14 protein-coding genes are annotated in these 17448 nt (G+C 49.3%); all 14 read right to left on the reverse strand.

What is annotated here, in order from left to right:
* Positions 1–3: 3 nt before the first annotated feature.
* Positions 4–894, reverse strand: coding sequence for a lysophospholipid acyltransferase family protein (locus KAH19_RS02900; RefSeq protein WP_210685029.1), 891 nt, complete (start codon positions 892–894; stop codon positions 4–6).
* 15 nt (positions 895–909) lie between these two features.
* Positions 910–1932 (reverse strand): UDP-3-O-(3-hydroxymyristoyl)glucosamine N-acyltransferase, encoded by a 1023-nt coding sequence (gene lpxD / locus KAH19_RS02905; RefSeq protein ID WP_210685030.1) that lies wholly within the window; start codon positions 1930–1932, stop codon positions 910–912.
* A 71-nt stretch (positions 1933–2003) separates the two neighbouring features.
* A complete protein-coding gene (locus KAH19_RS02910; RefSeq protein ID WP_210685031.1) occupies positions 2004–2411 on the reverse strand; it encodes an OmpH family outer membrane protein in 408 nt (135 codons plus the stop codon).
* A gap of 54 nt (positions 2412–2465) precedes the next feature.
* Positions 2466–3386, reverse strand: coding sequence for a hypothetical protein (locus KAH19_RS02915; protein WP_210685032.1), 921 nt, complete (start codon positions 3384–3386; stop codon positions 2466–2468).
* Positions 3387–3489: 103 nt separating this feature from the next.
* Positions 3490–3975, reverse strand: a complete 486-nt coding sequence (locus KAH19_RS02920; RefSeq protein ID WP_210685033.1) for an OmpH family outer membrane protein — start codon at positions 3973–3975, stop codon at positions 3490–3492.
* A gap of 150 nt (positions 3976–4125) precedes the next feature.
* Positions 4126–5397, reverse strand: coding sequence for a hypothetical protein (locus tag KAH19_RS02925; protein WP_210685034.1), 1272 nt, complete (start codon positions 5395–5397; stop codon positions 4126–4128).
* Between the two features lie 22 nt (positions 5398–5419).
* Positions 5420–7312: an outer membrane protein assembly factor gene (locus KAH19_RS02930; protein WP_246869410.1), complete on the reverse strand. Its 1893-nt coding sequence runs from the start codon at positions 7310–7312 to the stop codon at positions 5420–5422.
* Between the two features lie 20 nt (positions 7313–7332).
* Positions 7333–7824, reverse strand: a complete 492-nt coding sequence (locus KAH19_RS02935; RefSeq protein ID WP_210685036.1) for a hypothetical protein — start codon at positions 7822–7824, stop codon at positions 7333–7335.
* A 157-nt stretch (positions 7825–7981) separates the two neighbouring features.
* The gene (locus KAH19_RS02940) at positions 7982–8617 is read right to left on the reverse strand and encodes a sigma-70 family RNA polymerase sigma factor (RefSeq protein WP_009144975.1); all 636 of its coding nucleotides are present in this window, start codon (positions 8615–8617) and stop codon (positions 7982–7984) included.
* A gap of 32 nt (positions 8618–8649) precedes the next feature.
* Positions 8650–12939, reverse strand: coding sequence for a translocation/assembly module TamB domain-containing protein (locus KAH19_RS02945; protein ID WP_210685037.1), 4290 nt, complete (start codon positions 12937–12939; stop codon positions 8650–8652).
* 225 nt (positions 12940–13164) lie between these two features.
* On the reverse strand, positions 13165–14538 hold the full coding sequence (locus KAH19_RS02950; RefSeq protein WP_246869411.1) for a TolC family protein: 1374 nt from the start codon (positions 14536–14538) through the stop codon (positions 13165–13167).
* Between the two features lie 84 nt (positions 14539–14622).
* Entirely contained in the window at positions 14623–15891 is a 1269-nt protein-coding gene (locus tag KAH19_RS02955; protein ID WP_210685039.1) for an MlaD family protein, read from the reverse strand.
* On the reverse strand, positions 15878–16633 hold the full coding sequence (locus KAH19_RS02960; RefSeq protein ID WP_371816693.1) for an ABC transporter ATP-binding protein: 756 nt from the start codon (positions 16631–16633) through the stop codon (positions 15878–15880). Before KAH19_RS02960 ends, KAH19_RS02955 begins: the two co-directional genes overlap by 14 nt.
* A 27-nt stretch (positions 16634–16660) precedes the next feature.
* Positions 16661–17431, reverse strand: coding sequence for an ABC transporter permease (locus tag KAH19_RS02965; protein ID WP_246869412.1), 771 nt, complete (start codon positions 17429–17431; stop codon positions 16661–16663).
* Between the last annotated feature and the right edge of the window lie 17 nt (positions 17432–17448).

The raw sequence follows: 17448 nt of genomic DNA on the forward strand, positions 1-17448 counted from the left end.
AATTTATTTTTTTCTGCCAAAACGCTGGCGTCCGTCTTTCCAACGGTCATGCACCCAGAACCACATTTCCGGATGCGCAATAATCTCATGCTCCAGTATTGTTACCAGCTCACGGGTTACCGCATAAAAATCCTGTTCCTTGTTTTTTGTTTTCGGGGTGTACAAGGGAGGATAGATTTTAGCCGTACATGTGCCATCTGTATTATTGTGCAGAAAGATTGGTAAAATCGGTGAACCGTAAATACGCGAAAGCGCCGCCGGTCCCATAGGGATAACAGAATCCTTGCCGAACAAGTCAATGCGCACGCCATCGTCGTTCGTATCCTGGTCATAAAGGATACCCAGAAGATTTTTTTCGCGCAGCATACGGCTGATAGCCAGCAGGCCATGCTCGCCACGGTTATAGGTAACCTTCTGTCCCACCATCTGGCGGAATTCATTGATAAGCTTATCCATATGACCGTTGTTCTGCTTACGGGTAATAGAAAGCATCGGGTAGCCGTGCAGCGCTACGGTAGCGCCCAAAAGCTCCCAGTTGCCGTAGTGACCTGTAGCCATGATGACGCCCTTGCCCTGGGCATAGGCAGCCTCTAGATATTCCAGGCCCTCTACCTTTACCTTCTTGTCAATATTATCCTTATTCAGCAGCGGGAAACGCATAACCTCAACGACCATGCGGCCGAAGCGGTGCAGACTGTCTGCAGCGATTTCCGCAGCTCTTGCTTCATCAACCCCCAGGCATTCGCGGATGTTGGCCTCTGCCATCTGCATACGCCAGCGCGGTACAACCGCCACTGCTACGCTGCCCAGGAATTTTGCCACCAGCTTGCGCAGCCACATGGGGGAAACACACATAAATTTACTAAAAAGCTTGACTATATAATAACCTAACAAGCTTTCACCACCCTATTATTTTTTCAGCTCTGCCAGTTCCTTCTCCAGAGCTTTGACGCGCTTGAGCATATCGCCCATCTTGCGCATATTTGCTTCCTGACGCAGCCATTCCTTCATCGGCATAGCAGGGAAGCCGCCCATAACGGAATTGTCGGGAACATTATTGGTAATACCTGTTCTGCCGCCAAATACGCAGTTGTTGCCGATAGTAATATGACCGACAGTACCAACCTGACCGGCAAAGGTAACATTGTTGCCTACGGTTACGCTGCCGGAAATACCTACATGAGCAACAACCAGGCAGTTTTCACCTAAGACATCGTTATGGCCGAGATGCACCAGGTTATCAATCTTGGTGCCCTTGCCAACGATAGTGCTGTCAACGGTAGCACGGTCGATACAGGTATTATTGCCAATCTCTACATCATCCTGCAGCACTACATTACCGGTTTGCAGCACCTTGCTGTGCTTGCCGTTTTGGGTAATATAGCCGAAGCCGTCGCCGCCGATTACAGAACCGGACTGCAGAATAACTCTGTCGCCCAATACACAGTCCTCACGGATAGTGGTATTAGGATAAAGGGTACAATCCTTGCCTATTTTTACACGTTTGCCGACATAAGCATGCGGATAGATTACGCAGCCGTCGCCGATTTCGGCATCATCCTCAACAACAGCAAAGGGCTGAATAGCTACATTGCTGCCGATTTTCGCCTTCTTGGATACATAAGCATAGGGGCTGATAACACGCTCAACCTCTTCCTGCGGGCGGAACAGCTCCAGCAGCGCAGCAAAAGCCGCACGCGGGTTAGCAACTCTGATAACCGGACGGCCGTCCAGCTCCGGGTCTTCGGGACTGAGAACCATTACGCCTGCCTTGCTAAGATGGCAGTGCTCTACATGAGGCGGAACTGCAAAGGAAATATCCTTCGGTCCTGCCTCAACCAGTCCGTTAACGCCGGTAATGCGCAATTCGGGGTTATCATGCTCTACCGTGCCTTTTAAAAATTCTGCTAATTCTTGTACACTCTTCTCCATTTCATACCTCCACCATAAAGCCGCTTACGCAAAAAGCGGACGGACTATCCGCCCGCTTCAGGGTGCTGCTATTATTTCATTTTTGCAATTACATCGCTGGTAACATCGGTACCGCCCTGAGGAACGGCACGCTTATCCAAAATAGCACCCAGCTTTTTCTCGTCGGAAACCTGCTTCAGAGCAGTATCCAGGCTTGCTTTCAGCTTATTTTGAGCTTCGCTTTGAATCAGCTTGGCTTTAGCACCGTAATCTTCGGCAACCTTTTTGGCATCATCGCCGGTTTTGCCTTCCATGTCCTTATCCATCTGGGTTTTCAGGTCGGTCATTTTTTTAGTTACATCTTCCTGAGTGGTTTTTACGATAGGAGCTTCTGCTTCAATCTTGCTCATATCAACAGTACCAAAATCAGCATTACGTCCGCTGCAGCCGAAAGTAAACATAGATGCTGCAATCATCAGACCGGCAATAATTTTTTTCATAATTTTTAACCTCACTTAATTATAGCTCATATCAGGCCCGGACACTTAACAATATCATGCCTTTTTCAGGGCCTTTATTATAGCAGCGGTAATATCCTCTGCCTTCATATTAACTCTAAACTTATTGAAAACAATAGTATAGCCGCGCTCATGCGCCAGCTTCACAGCCTGGCTTTCGATATCCTGATTGATTTGCTTCTTCAGGCTATCGTTCTTTTCCTGCTGCTTATCAATTTCTCTGTCTATAATACTCAGTGCATTATTTAAGGCCTTCGGTGCCGCGTCAAGCATTTCCTTGTCGCGTTCCTCCGGCGATTTAAGCTGCTGCATAGCCTGAGCATGCTGCTGCTGCGCCATATCACGCATCCGCTGCTCGGCCTCTGCCTTGTACGGCAGTACCTTAGCATCAACCAGACGGCGTTTTTCCGCCTGCAGCTCGGCAATCTGTGCACCGCGCTCTTTCTGCAGCTCCTGCAGCTGTTTTTCAACAGCCTGACGTTCATCAGGCTTCATTTTTACAGCCTCCAGGATAGCCCGCAGATTAAATAATTTAAGCTTATAGGCTTCTTCGATATTCTTTTTGCGTTCGGCCAGCTGATTATCTGCTTCCACCTCGGCCTGAGCTGCGAACTTCTGCAGCTTGGCATTTTCAATCTCCCTCTGTTCTACCATACGGGTATTGAAATCCGCCTCCATAAAGCTTTGCTGGCTGAGCTGCCGCAGACTGCGCAGCTTATTCAGGCTGCTTAGCTGCGCCTTGGCCAGCTCTTCCTGACCTTTACGCTTATTAAGCAAATCCTGCAGAATTTTTTCACCCTGCTCCAGCTTAGCATACTGAGGATGGGCGCTTACCGCCTGCTCCCAGTTGATAACAGCAATTTTTTCCTGCGGTCCCCGGACATTGGTACTGCATGCCGAAATCAGCAGAGCAGCTGCAATAATAGCACTTATTTTTACCAGCTTGTTCTTTTTCATGCCTGCCTCCAATAACATTGCTGTCCATCCGTAAATACCGCGATTAAATTGACATTACACAAGACAAGCTGCCAACTTCAGAGCAGCAATGCTGCAGAAGCTGTTATTTGCCTGCCTGCATAGCCTTGGCAACCTCGTCAGTAATATCTACACCGCCGAAAACAACAGTGTTCTTATCTACTACAACTGCCAGACCTTTTTTGTCAGCAATCTTTTTGATGCTGGCTTCAATCTTCTTCAGTACGGGGTCCATCAGCTCTTTTTGTTTGTTGGCCAGACGTTCCTGAGTCTGCGTATAATACTTTCTCTTTTCTGCCTCATTCATGGTTTTGCTTTTCTCATTGAAATCCTTTTGGGCAGCTTCGATTTCTTTGTTCATAGCTTCATTAACACTATTCAGATCTGGGCTTTGTGCTACCAGCATCTGATAGTTAACTACACCGATAGCGGATTCGCTGGAAGCGGCAAAAGCACTCTTGCCTACACCGCTCTGCGTTACGGAAAGCGCAAAGCAGCCCAGTACGAAAATCGCTGCTACAAACAAGGAGATCAGCTTTACATTTTTAGGGTTACGCAATTTCTGCATCATAATCTAAATCCCTACCTTCTTTTCCTCATACAAAATTTCAGAAGCTACAACAGCAGAAAACAGCAGCAAGTTGCCGTCATCCGTTTTTGTACTGTCTGTTGCAATAATATATCTTATTATATCAGCCTGCGCTAATTCTTTCAAGAATTGCTAGAGATTTCCTATCAGACGCAGGTAAAATTCCTTGCCGCCGTAAACATATTCCGCGCTGAGGAACTCATGAATGCGGTAGCGCACCGCAAACTCATTACGGTTATCACCGGAAAAATGCTCGGCCCGCAAACGCCATTTAGGACTCAGGCTGTATTCTAAACGATAATTATTGTCGCCTATAGGTATCCGTCGTACGTAGCTCCAGCCGCTCTTGCCCCAATAATGCGTATAACCTGTGCCGAAGCGCCATTGTACGTCATCCAGGATAACCTCTGCCTCGCCGAAAATCTCATCGCGCGGCGAAATCATTTTACCAAGATGGGCCTTGCCGGAAAGGTTTTCCTTATTGCGGCCGATGTCGCCATAGCCCTCAAACCAGATTTTATAATCATCCGATTCAATCATAATATTTACGCCGAGATCAGCACCGGGAGTAATTTTAACTTCCGGGCGCAGCTGATAATTTTTCACCTCCGGCTCAGTCATAAGCTTCTCTAAAAGCTGCTGCTCCAGCTCCTGGCGATGCCTTTGCACATAAGCAACAGGCAAACCGCGCAGCTTATCGCATTCGCCGACATATTTATACTTCAGCTTCATTAAAAGCACATTGGGAATAGCCTCGCTGCGCAATTCATAGCGGATATTACGCACCAGCTGTCCTACGGGATAGATAACGACCTGCACTACCGTGCGTCCGTCTTCCTGCAGCACATCCACCGCCGGCTTAAATTCCGGCAGCTGTGCCTGCACCTCGCTGCGTACCAGTTTGCGCAGTACGCCGCCGGCCCAGTCACCCGCATCCACCGATGCACCGCTGATGGCCTGCTCCAGCTGAGCATGCAGCGCAGGAATACGCCGCTCCAGCAGCGCCGCCGTCTGCGGCTCTACTCCGGAAAACTGCAAATCGATAAGCGGCTTTTCGATAACCTTGTTCCAGGGACGTGCATACAGCTTCACCTGTGTAGTTTCGCCTACATCCAGCTTAACATCGGTAAGCTCGTAGCCGGTGAATACCCTGTCGCCGATTTCCGTCAGCAGGCGGGCATAGTCCTCCCCGGCAGCGTCAATCATCGCCGTATCCTTATCAATAAACAGCTGGTCCGCCACCACCTGCATGCTGCCGCTCATCTTCTGCAGCAGCAATTGACTGGTGCCGCCGTTAGTATCTATAACTTGTACTTCTACACTGTTAACCGGTGCAGAAAAAGCATGCTGCAATGGCAAGATGCTTGTCATTGCAGCACAGAACAGAATCTTATTCAGCTTCATAGCCTAAATATTCTCCGCAAAATCAGAACTGTCCACCAAAGCTGAAGTGGAACTTGCCACCGTTATCGCCGTAGCCATAGTCCAGCTTAACCGGTCCCAGCGGAGAGTTGATACGCAGACCTACGCCGTAGCTGTTCTTGAGCAGTCCCATATCAAATTCATCCTCATGGCGTTTATCCCATGCATAACCGTTATCGGTAAAGAGTACGCCCTGAACCTTCTTGACAATCGGGAAGCGGTATTCCAGAGTTGCCTTCAGCATGCTGTTGCCACGGAACTGGTCATCCTCATAGCCACGCAGGGTGTCACTGCCGCCCATGGTGAAGCGTTGAGACAACGGCATATCGCCGCTTGCATAGCCTGCGCCCAGATTCAGTGCCCAAACGCTTTCGCCGCCTGCACGATAGTAGTAGCGCCAGTCAGCGGTCCATTTGGTGAAGTCAAAGTCACCGCCCATGCCGCCGGCCCATTCTACGCTGTAGCCGATGCGCTTGCCTTCATGCGGATCATAGATGTTGTCGCGGGAATCATATACGCGGCCAAAGGTAATACTGCGGGTAACACCAAAGTTTTCCTTACGGCGCTCTTCTTTAGTTTCAGGCATCCAGGATTCATATTTACCGCTTTGATAAATAACTTTGTCGCCTTCTTTTTTGAAGAATTTATCCTCGTAATATTGATTCTCATCGCCTTCGTAGCCGTCAGCTTCGCCCTTATAGATATCATCACGGTTTTTAATCGTAATGTAGTTGCTGACAAATTCATTATGGGTTCTGCGGCTGAAGGTAATTTCCTGACCGCGACGCTTTTTGTCATAACGCGCAATTTCGTCACCGTCGATATTGTAATCGGCATATTCGTTGGTGATATCGTAAAGGTTAATGGTAGCACTGGTTTCCTTGTCATCCAGCCAGGGGCGGGTATAGCTGAAGTCATAGTTCTTGTTATCCTCGCCGCCGAACTCCCAGCGCAGGTTAATCTTGTCACCGATACCGCGGAAGTTCTTATCGCCGATAGAAACCATACCTACAAAGCCGTCGGCATTGCTGTAGCCTGCGCCGATGCCGAAGGTACCGGTATTCATTTCAACTACGGAAATTTCTACTTCAACACCATTAGGCTCACGGCCCGGATTCAGCTTAATGTTAACGTCTTCAAAATAGCCCAGGTTATATACGCGCTGCATGCTGCGGCGGGCAGCCTTGGCATTGAAGGGCTCGCCTTTTTTCAGCTTCATTTCACGGGTAACAACATAATCCTTGGTTTTTACGTTACCCTTAACCTTGAAGCCTTCAACAACGCCTTCGTTGACAGCAACCTTCAGAGTGCCGTCCTTTTCCATATGCACGTCGGTAACACGCGCCAGGATGTAGCCGTTGGAACGGTATTCCTCTTCCAGCTTCTGTACGCATTTATTAATATCCTTCAGATTAGCGATTTTGCCCTGCTCCAGGTCAAAAAAGCTTGCAACCCTTTGCTTGTTCAGTACAGTGTTGCCTTCAACATCGGTTTTTTGGTATACAGGGTTTTCCATAACATGGTAAATTACCTGTACGCCTTCCGGTACCGTCTTGAATTCCGGACGCAGGTCATAGAACCAGCCAAGATCATAAATAGCGCTCAAATCCTCGCTCAGGCCTGCTTCGGTAAACTGCATGCCGGGTTTGGTTTTCAAAGCAGCGGCAATTTCAGCCTCAGGCACAGTAACATTACCCTCAATAATCTGCTTGGTAATGGTCTTGCCAATGTAAGGAGCCAGCTTGTTTTCCTCCTGATGGGATGACGGTGCAGTCTGCGTTACAGAGGTATCAGCACCTGCGGCAGGTGTCTGAATTTCTTCGGCATAGACAGGTGCTGCCAGCATCATTGCTGTCAGGCCTATTGTCAGAGGCCGCCATAATTTTTGTTTCTTCAATTGATATTCCTCCTCATATTTCATTTAGAGTTACTCAACTCAACTCGCGCTGACTGCACTAATTTGTGCATATCGGCTTTAGATATAGTAACACGGTCGGGAGCGCCTTGTTTCTCCTGTACCGGTGTATCCTTAGCTTGCTGTTTCTGTATAGCTGCAGTCTTGGGCACCGCAGCCTGCACCGACATTTTTTGCTCCGGCTTGACCACAGGTGCTGCCACAGGCGGCGGCAACGCGGCCTGCGCCTTCGCGCGGTAATGGTTTCTGGCAAAGCACCAGCCGCCAAAACCGGCAACTACCAGCAAAACAGCTGCACATCCTGCCAGAACCTGCCGGTTCCAGCTCCAGGGGCGGTCCTTCTTCCGACGCAGATTTTTCAGCTCAGCCTCCGCCAGCATCAAATCAAGCTCGCCCCGTATATCCTTATTATCCATAAAGCTTTGCTCCGCCTTATCCAGACTGCTCTTTATGCAGCGGATGCGTTGAAACAATGTACGGCTTGACTGCGTCATGCTTTTACCCCTTTCTGTGCATAATTGTTTTTAATAACTATGTCTTATATAATCGTCTGCTGCCTTGAGTTTTCACAAGTCATTTCAGATGATTACAACAGATTTAGTAAAGCTAACTTGCATTTTCGCTTTTTTTCGTTATTTATCGGCTTAAATACTATTCCTTGTTAAATTCATGTATAAAGCGGGAAAGCATACCGCGGATACGTCGCACACCCTGCTTCTGCAGGCGGTAAACATGACCCAGGCTTACATCAATAGCATCGGCAACTGCCTGTGCCGGCCTGTCCTCCAAATACATTCCCTGCAGCACCTGCTGCTCCTTCAGCGGCAGACGGTCCATCGCCTGCGCCACCTTTTCGCAGAGCAGATGCTGTTCCGTCACCTCGCTGGGAGATGCCAGCTCCGACGGCAGAGCATCACTTAAGGTAAAGCCCTTGGAGAGCTCACTGTCCAAATAAAGCATGCCCTTATCCGTGCTGTGCCTCAGATAATCTACCATGCTTCCTCTTATACGGTATGAGGCAAACAGGCTGAAGGCTACCTGACGCTTATAATCATAGCTTTCCGCCGCTTCCAGCAGTCCCACCATGCCTTCCTGAATCAGCTCCATTGTATCGGCCTCAGGCAGCCTGAAGCTCGACGCAATTTTGAAAACCAACGGCTGGTAAGCTGTCATCAGGCGCTGATGTGCTGCTTCGTCACCGGCAGCGTCACGCCGCCAAAGCTCCAGCTCTTCTTCCGGCTCCAGCAGCGAAGTCTTGCGCAGCTCTTCCAGATATCCTTGCAGCATCTGTTCACCTCCTCTCGTAAAATATTCTTTGCTTAGAACGAAATCTTATATTCCAAGCCATACCAGTCCTTCGGATCTCTCGACATATCGTAGCTGCGTGAATAAGTAACATTCATGTGCTTACTGATATCGTACTGTCCGAAAATGCTTCTGTCAACAGCATCAAAGCTTGTTGTATAACCAAGCATAAAATTATCATTAAGATATTTGCTTACTAAAACATTATACTGGTTTTTCTCATCTGCCGTCAACTCTTTATTACGGTCATAAACACTTTCAAAGCCAATGCCGGAACGTGTTTTGCCGGTATAGATACGGAACTGGTCAAGTCCCAGTGTCTGTTTGACAAACATCTCTACGTCCCCCAGTACTGTCATCTGCAGGCCTACGGTCATCAGATTTGCCATATCATCACCGGTAACCTCGTTACTGCCTGCGCTTTCACGCTGCAGCGTCAGCATACGCACAATCGTATTTTGTGTCAGCGGCGGATCACTTGTCAGCTGCAAATCCATTTCGCTTACGGGGCCGTTAATCTTCATAAAGATATTATAACGGCTGAAGCGCGCTGTGCTGTCCAGATTTACGTTCGGCAGGAAACTGCCGGGGTCAACCCATACCAGGCCTGCCTGATTCAGCTTAAAGTCTGTACGCAGATATTTTACAGTGCCCTTATCGGCCTTAATCGTGCCGTCAATCATCGGGAAGACTGTGCTGCCCTTGATATCAATGCCGCCTTTAAGCCAGATATCATACAGATAGCTGTTGTACAGATGTACCTTCGGCCCCAGTACAAGCTTCATATCGAGGCCTATATTGCTGTCGCCCTCACCCAGCTCAGGTACCGTCGGCATATTAATCAGCACATCATCCAGACGCAGACTGCCGCTGATACGCGGGCGGAAGGCCATCGGCGGTGCAGCATTGCCCTTACGGTTTTTCATATCCGGATACTGTTCAGGCTGTAAATTTACGTCACTCGTAATCGTACCGGTGAAAATCTTGGAAGCCAGCTGCGCCTTATCTGCCTTGATATGCAGACTGTAGGCTGTATCAGCATCGGTGTGCAGTGCATAGCTGCCTTCGGCACTGAGTGTGCCCTTGCCTAATTTAGCAGAAAGATTCTTCAGCTGTACGGTATTGCCGTTAAACAGCACATCCAGATTAATATCATCAAAGACTGTGTTGATATACTTAACCTTAACACTGCCGCCGGCTATTTTAACAGAACCGAAAAGCAACGGCTCCTCCAACGTACCGGCCAGACGGATTTTGCCCTGTGTATCGCCTACGCCCCATTCAACCATTTTGGTGAGCGCCGGCAAAATACCCAGGCGTGCCTTATCCAGATCCATCACAATGTTCATCTGTGCATCAGGATTGCGGCGCTGTTTTTTATCACGGAACAAATCAAGCGGAATATCGCCTGCTGCGCTGACGCCGTAAGCATCCTTAGTAGCAATCAGCTGCTGCAGCTTAATATTATCATCAGCCAGTGCCAGCATTGCGGTAAGCTCGTCCACACTTACGCCGGCAACAGAACCGTTGGCAATTTCCAGCGAAGCCGTTCCCTGAGGATTGTCAAAGCTGCCATGCACCTGCACCAGCATATCCGTTTCGCCTTTAATTTCCGGCGGGTCCTTCATGACTGCGGTAACGATTGCCGGATTAGCCTTAACTGCGGCCACCTCTACATCCAGCAGCTTTTTCTTAAAGTCAACAGAACCGCCGACAGCGATAATTCCTCTATCGCTTACGCCGTCCTGCTCCTGCAGTCTGACATTGTCAAAATGCAGTACGCCGCCCTTATCAATGCGTCCTTCAAAACGCATGTGGGCATAATTAAGATCATGAATTTTTACATTATCGGCCGCAGCCGTAATCTTTACACCTTCGCCATGGCCTTTGTAGCTGAACAGCAACTGTCCCTGCATTAGGCCGTTAATATCGTAATCCTGACGTGCCATACGCAGCAGGCCGCCGATATCGCCCCAAATATTTTCCACCTTGCCCTCAATATAATGCTGTACAAGGTTAAGATTAAGGTCTGCACTGTATAAGCCGTAATTGACAGGGTCGTCACGATAAGGCTGCTTAAAGGAAGCATTCAGCTTGTTCTTATCACGTCCGTTGCTGGCAAGCGTTCCTTCCAGCTCCGTCAAAGCTTCGCCATTAACAGTTATCTTTTCACTGCTGACTTCGCCGTCAAAGAAGGGAGCTGTGAGCGTACCGCTCAAATGTCCCTTGGCATTAAGCTTGCCGCCCAAATCGACTGTATCATCACTTATCGGCAAATGCTCCAGATCAACATTCTTGGCATCCATAACAAAGTTCAGTCTGCGGTCGGCCGTCATTGTGCCATCCAAGGTCAGACTGCCGTAAAAGGCATTGACTACAAAATCCTGCAATCTCAGCATGCCGTCCTCATAAGCATAATGACCGCTGATATTATTAAACAGCTGCTTGGCGGCACTGCCGTCGGCAGCATGCACCTCGCCATGAATATAAGGATGGCTGAGGCTGCCCTTTATCTGCATAGTATTATCAAGATTACCGGTAACTATATCAGGCTTGCCCACAAGCACCATCAGCGGCTCAATGCGCACGTTCTTCGTTGTCAGCGTAAGCTCCGCCACAGGCTCTGCACCCTGCAGGTTAACGGTACCGTTAAGAATATGCTGTCCCTGATCCATATGTGCGGTAAAATCATTAAAGCCCAGGATATTATCCTTCATGCTGATAATGCCATGCGCTTCGTTAAGCTTCTGCGACATAAATTCTGCCTGCGTCAGCTGTACCATACCGGAAAACTCGGGAGCATCTAGCGTACCGCCTACATCAAAGCCGGTAGAACACAGCCCGCGTCCGTCCTGACCTGCCGCAGCCAGCACAGGATCAATCGGAAAATCTGCCATACGTCCGTGCACAGCCAAAGCACCATCCTTAGCCACGCGTCCTTTGGCAGCCAAGGTACCGCCGCCTTCGGCAAAAAAGCTGAGGTCATCAATAACTAAGCCCTTGCTGTCATAGCTGCCGTCAAAGGCTAAGCGTTTAAGCTTCAGGCTGCGCCAACTGATATCCATTGTATCGGCAGCGGCATGCAGCGTAAGCTTATCCTGCCCCAGCTTGGCCAGAACAGCCAGCTTGCCGTTAATATGCACCTGCTCCTGCTGTTTGCCGGGCAGGCTCTGCGTAACCTGCTGCAGCTGTGCGTCTGCCGTCAGTACCTGCTCCTTAAGGTCATACGTACCGTTAGCGGTAATCGTACCGCCGCCGTATTGCGCGCTCACATCATGCAGCTGCGCCACGTCCTTAGACACATCAAACGGCACACGCAGCTTTTCCGCCTTATAGCCTTTATAGGCCAAGGCATCACTGCTCAGCACGCCAAAGCCTGAAGGCGCATCCGTATTGCGCAAATCCGCTTCACCCTCCAGGTGCAGCTTCTGCCCGTCAACCAGAGCGTCAAGACTGCTGACGCTGATAAGGTTTTCTTCCGCGCGTACCAGGCCGTCCAGCTGCAGGCTGTGCTGCTCGCCTGCCAGGCTCAGCTTACCGCTGAGCGCCGCCAGGTTCACTTCACCGCTAAAGCGCTGCTTGCCGTTCTTATTTACATAAATCAGAGCGAGCTTGCCTAAGCCGCCCTGCAGCTCATCAACATTACCGTACTGCTTGGCCAAAGCAGCATAGGGGGCCAGCGCCAGCTTGTCGCCGGTCAGCTTCATGCGGCCCTCGCCCTTAGTAGTCATCGTGCCGGCCAGCTTCAGCTTATCATCACCGCTTGTCACAGCCAAATCCACGGCAAAATCAGGATTGGCACCACCGTTGATATTGCCTTCCACACCAAACTGCCACTTGCCCTGCGGCATAGTTACCAACAGCTCGCCCTTGTCCACCGCCAGCGTACCGTAAAAAGGCGTTTCCTCGGAATCCGACGGCTTCAGCAGATTCTGCATATTCCATTTATTTTTGTCATTCATTGTGAGATATATTTTCGGGCGCATCACATCAATCCTGCTCAGCGCACGCTCAGGCTTCTGCATGGCCAGCCAAGGGCGCAGCGTAAGCACAGTGCGCGGCAGCTCCGCCACCTTCTCGCCCTTAGCATCCTTTACGACAACGTCCGTCAGCTCGGCCGTCAGGCCGCCTTCCCATTTCAGGCCGCCGATAGAAACACTGCCGTTGATGTATTCCGCTGCCAGCTGCTGCATTTGCGGTATCGCCTGTTTAATATACTTAGGCATCACCGTATGGACTAAAAAGATATAGCCTGCCGCAAGCAGTATGATTAATGCTCCAACAAATTGTAGATATTTTTTCATGACACTTCACCATTCAATAGTTTAACAAAATTCTATGACAAAAATATGACAAGACTGTTTTTTATATACTTCGACTTTTATTTATTCGACATTAGCAGAAAACATCCTCTTATTGAGAAGAAATTTCTTTTATCCGCTGAAATCTCGGCAAAAACACATAAAAAACCGGCGAGGCTTATGCCTCACCGGCTTAGTTGTATCATCAAATATTAAATTGAGCCTTAATTATTTGGCAGCTTCTTCGGTTGCTGCTTCGGTTGCTTTAACAGCTTCCGCAGTTTTGGCAGCCTGTACTTTTACAGCAGTAGCAGGATTGCTCATCGGTACGCCGATAGAGGTTTCCAGTGCGGTCTTGGAGGTATTGTAATCATACAGAGCCTTAGTATAGTTGGTCTTAGCCTGTGTCAGCGCAACCTGAGCATCGAGCACGTCAGTGTTGGTGCCAACGCCGGACATATAACGCAGCTGAGCGATACGGTAATCCTCATCAGCCTGCTCTACAGCCAGCTTAGTGGTGCTGATACGTTTTTCTGCTTCACGCAGTCCCAGGTAATTGCTGCGCACGTCCAGATTTACAGCGTTCACAGTATCGCGATAGGTTTCTTCGGCCTTTTTCAGATCAGCCTCAGCGCCATGAATCTTGGACAGGGTTACACCGGTATCGAAAACATTCATTTTTACATTAATACCAGCATACCATTTAGTTCTATTGTCGCCTAACCAATGATCTGAGCCTAAAGCTTGAGTAGCACTTGCACTAACCTGCGGCATATGACCGCTACGGGCAACCATTAATGCGCCTTTGGCAGAATCTACGCCATATTTAGCCTGCATCAGCTCCGGACGGTGCTCGGCAGCATAAGCCAGGCAATCATCCATGTTTTTATCATAAGCATTATAAACTAGCAGGTTATCAAGCTGCAGGGTGGTATCCATCGGCAGGCCGACGATTTTGTTCATATTTGCTTCAGCAACCTGATAGGAATTTTCTGCCTGAATCAGGGTTTGCTTAGCATTTGCCAGCTCCACCTGGGAACGCAGCACGTCAACCTTGGCTACCACGCCAACGTCATACTGTGCCTGAACATTTTTCAGATGGTCCTCCAGACGGGTGACGGATTCAGCACTGAGCTTCTGGATATTATCTGCCTGCAGCATTTTGAAATAACCGTCAGTAACGGTAGAACGCATTTCATTATAGGTGCGCTGTACGCCAACCTCATTATATTGATAGTTAGCCTTAGCCTGTTTAATGGTACCGCTCAATTTACCACCGGTAAAAATTGGCAGAGCTGCAGTCAGTGTGTTAGAATGCGTATTTTTAATGCTCTTAGGCGCATCATTATTACCGCCACGATTACTATCATGGTTTGCGCTGATGCTGATGCCGCGGCTCTGGCGCGCAGCATTGTAGCTGGCACGGGCGCTGTCCAGCTCGTATTGAGCAATGCTTACAGTCGGGTTGGTCTGGAACGCGCGCAGCATAGCATCGTCCAGATTCAGGGCTACAGTTTCGCCGGCAAAAGCACTTTGGCTCAGTGCCATGGTCAGCGCTGCAGATAAAAGCAAGAAACGTTTTGTTAATTTATTTCTATTCATCCGAAAAACCTCCATTTTCTAAAACTGACTAACCAGTCAGTAGTAAAATTATATATTTATTTAGGGCTGTTTGTCAAATATTTTTTAGAAATAAGTACGCACGCCCATATAAGTATTAGCTTTATTGCCACGCACATCCATGGTTTCGCCGTAAAGTGACAAATTATCATGCAAACGATATTCGCCACCCAAACGCACCTTGAGATCATCAAAGTCATATAACTGGGAATACAATCTGAAATCCCTGCCTAAATCATAGCTGGCGCCGACACCGAAGTCACCCTGCATAGCACCCATACTGAAAGCAGCGTTGCCATACTGACGGCCTACGAGAAAATCAAATTTATTGGCATTGCCGATGTCATAACCGCCCATATAAAGGAAGGTGTCATCCGCAGGATGCAGCGTTACGCCTAAGCTGCCGCGCCAGTCGCCGCCCTTGGCAGCAAAACCGGCGTCAGTCGAAACCTTCGCCTCGGTGAGGGTTCCCAAAATCCTGTTGGCACGCTCGCTCGTTTCCTTGACGTTGACCAGCGTTTCCTTCAGCGACTTTTGTGTTACCGGGTCCTTGGCTACCGTTTCCAGCACCTCGACAATATTTTCCATACGCTGGCTGGTGTCTGCCATATTTTGGGCAATCGCAGCCACATTTTGGCCCGTTTTGCCGTTATTGTCCACACCGGCCATAATGCTTTCGATATGCGCCGCCGTGCCGTTCATGCGATGGCTCAGCTCATTAATCTGATGAATCATCGAAGTAATATCCTGCTGGTTGGCTACTGCCACATCAGCCATTACCTTCGTGAAGGTATTCATGTTCTCGGCAATATCATTCATATTCTTAAAGCCGGATTTCATGGACTGCTGTACTTCCTTGTCGCCAAAAACATTTTCAAAGGCATTGGCGATATTTTCCATACGCTTTACCAAATCACCGGAGGAAGCAAAAAATTCGTCCATACCGCCGCCGGCAACACCGTTAATCGTGCTGCCTTCGGCTACATAACCGTTACCCTGCTTAGCAGGAGGAATAACGCTGACAAATTTTTCGCCCATAATACCGTCGGAAGAAATCGTAAAGGTTGCTCCCTGCGGTATTTTGATATCATCGTTGATTTCTGTGATAACCTCTACCTTATCGGGTGCCACATTAATCTTTTTGACCGTGCCTACCTGCACGCCTGCATAGCGCACAACATGCCCAGGCATCAGTCCGCTTACCTGAGGATAGTTAATGCGCAGCTCGTAGCCTTTTTTGCCAAAGCTGAAAGCACCCATAAAGGTAATAATGCCAGCCAGCACCACCGCGCCGCCTAATGCAAAGGCACCTACCTTAACCTCACTGCTGCTCATCCTTCTCCTCCTCTTTCAATTCCGTACCGTTAATAAATGCTTTAACGATAGGATTAGTGCTGTTTTTTATCTCCGCAACCGTGCCTATCTGCACAATGCGTCCATTATATAGCATAGCGATACGGTCTGCGGCGTAATAGGCCGATTCCATATCGTGTGTTACCAAAACCGAAGTTACTCCCAGCGTCTGCTGAGTTTTGCGTATCAGCCTGCTGATGGTCATCGTCATTACCGGGTCCAGACCTGAAGTGGGCTCGTCATAAAAAACCATCTGCGGCTGCATAGCCAGCGCCCGCGCCAGACCGACGCGCTTTTTCATACCGCCGGAAAGCTCTGCCGGCAGCATGTGCTGCGTATTCGGCATGCCTACCATCTCCAGCAGTTTGCCGACGCGCTCCTGTATTTCCTCCTCCGGCAGCTTAAAGTGCCGCCGCAGGCCAAAGGCTACATTCTCGCCTACGCTCAAAAAGTCGAATAAAGCGGAATACTGAAAAACTACGCCCATATGCTGGCGTAAGCCATCCCATTCATCCTCGGTGAAGGAGCTTACCTCCTGCCCGTCGATAACAATACTGCCGGAAGTAGGTGCCAGCAGTCCTGTCAGCAGCTTGATAATCGTGCTCTTGCCTGTACCGGACGGGCCGATAACCGCCAGCGTTTCACCCTGACATACATCCAAATCAAGATTATCAAGAATTACCTTGCTGCCGAAGGCCATTTTAAGTTGTCGGAGCTGAATCATAGCTTCGTTTGACATTCTGCCGACTCCTTACACATACAAAACGATAGAAAGAAAATAATTGGTGATAAACACCAGAATAATCGAAAGCACTACCGAGGCCGTAGTCGCCAGACCAACGCCCTCAGCGCCGTTCGGCGCGTTCAGGCCCTTATAGCAGCCTACGATAGCAATTATCGCACCAAAGACACAGCTTTTGACCATGCCGCCAAATACGTCATAGAACTCTGCCAGTGTCCTGATAGAATTTTCATAAGTAAAGCTGCCGATGCCGGCGTAATAATGCGCCACAACCCAGCCGCCGATATTACCGATAAAGTTAGCAAAAACCACCAGCACTGGCATCATCAGCACCAGCGCAATAAAGCGCGGCACCACCAGATAGCTCACCGGATTGGCAGCCATAACGCGCAGCGCGTCAATCTGCTCGGTAACCTTCATCGTGCCAAGCTCCGCCGCAATCGCCGCACCTATGCGGCCAGCAACAACAACGCCTGTCAGCACCGGCACCAGCTCACGCGCCATAGCGATAGCTACAATGCCACCTACGGAAGAGGACGCACCTAGACGCACGAATTCCTTTGCCGTCTGTACAGAAAATACCATACCGGTACAGAGAATCGTCATCATCACAATCGGCAGCGAATCCGCTCCCAACAATGCCATCTGACGCACAACCTCCTTAGCGTTGGCATCCTTCAGATGTCGCAGCGTTGCCAACAACAGCAGCGTCAGCTTGCCGCTGGCAGCGCAGAAGGCCAATATTCTGTTGCCCATTGCTTCACAGAGAGATTTCAGCATCTTTACATCCTTATCTT

This window comes from Phascolarctobacterium sp. Marseille-Q4147 (genome assembly GCF_017968825.1).
Classification (GTDB): domain Bacteria; phylum Bacillota; class Negativicutes; order Acidaminococcales; family Acidaminococcaceae; genus Phascolarctobacterium_A.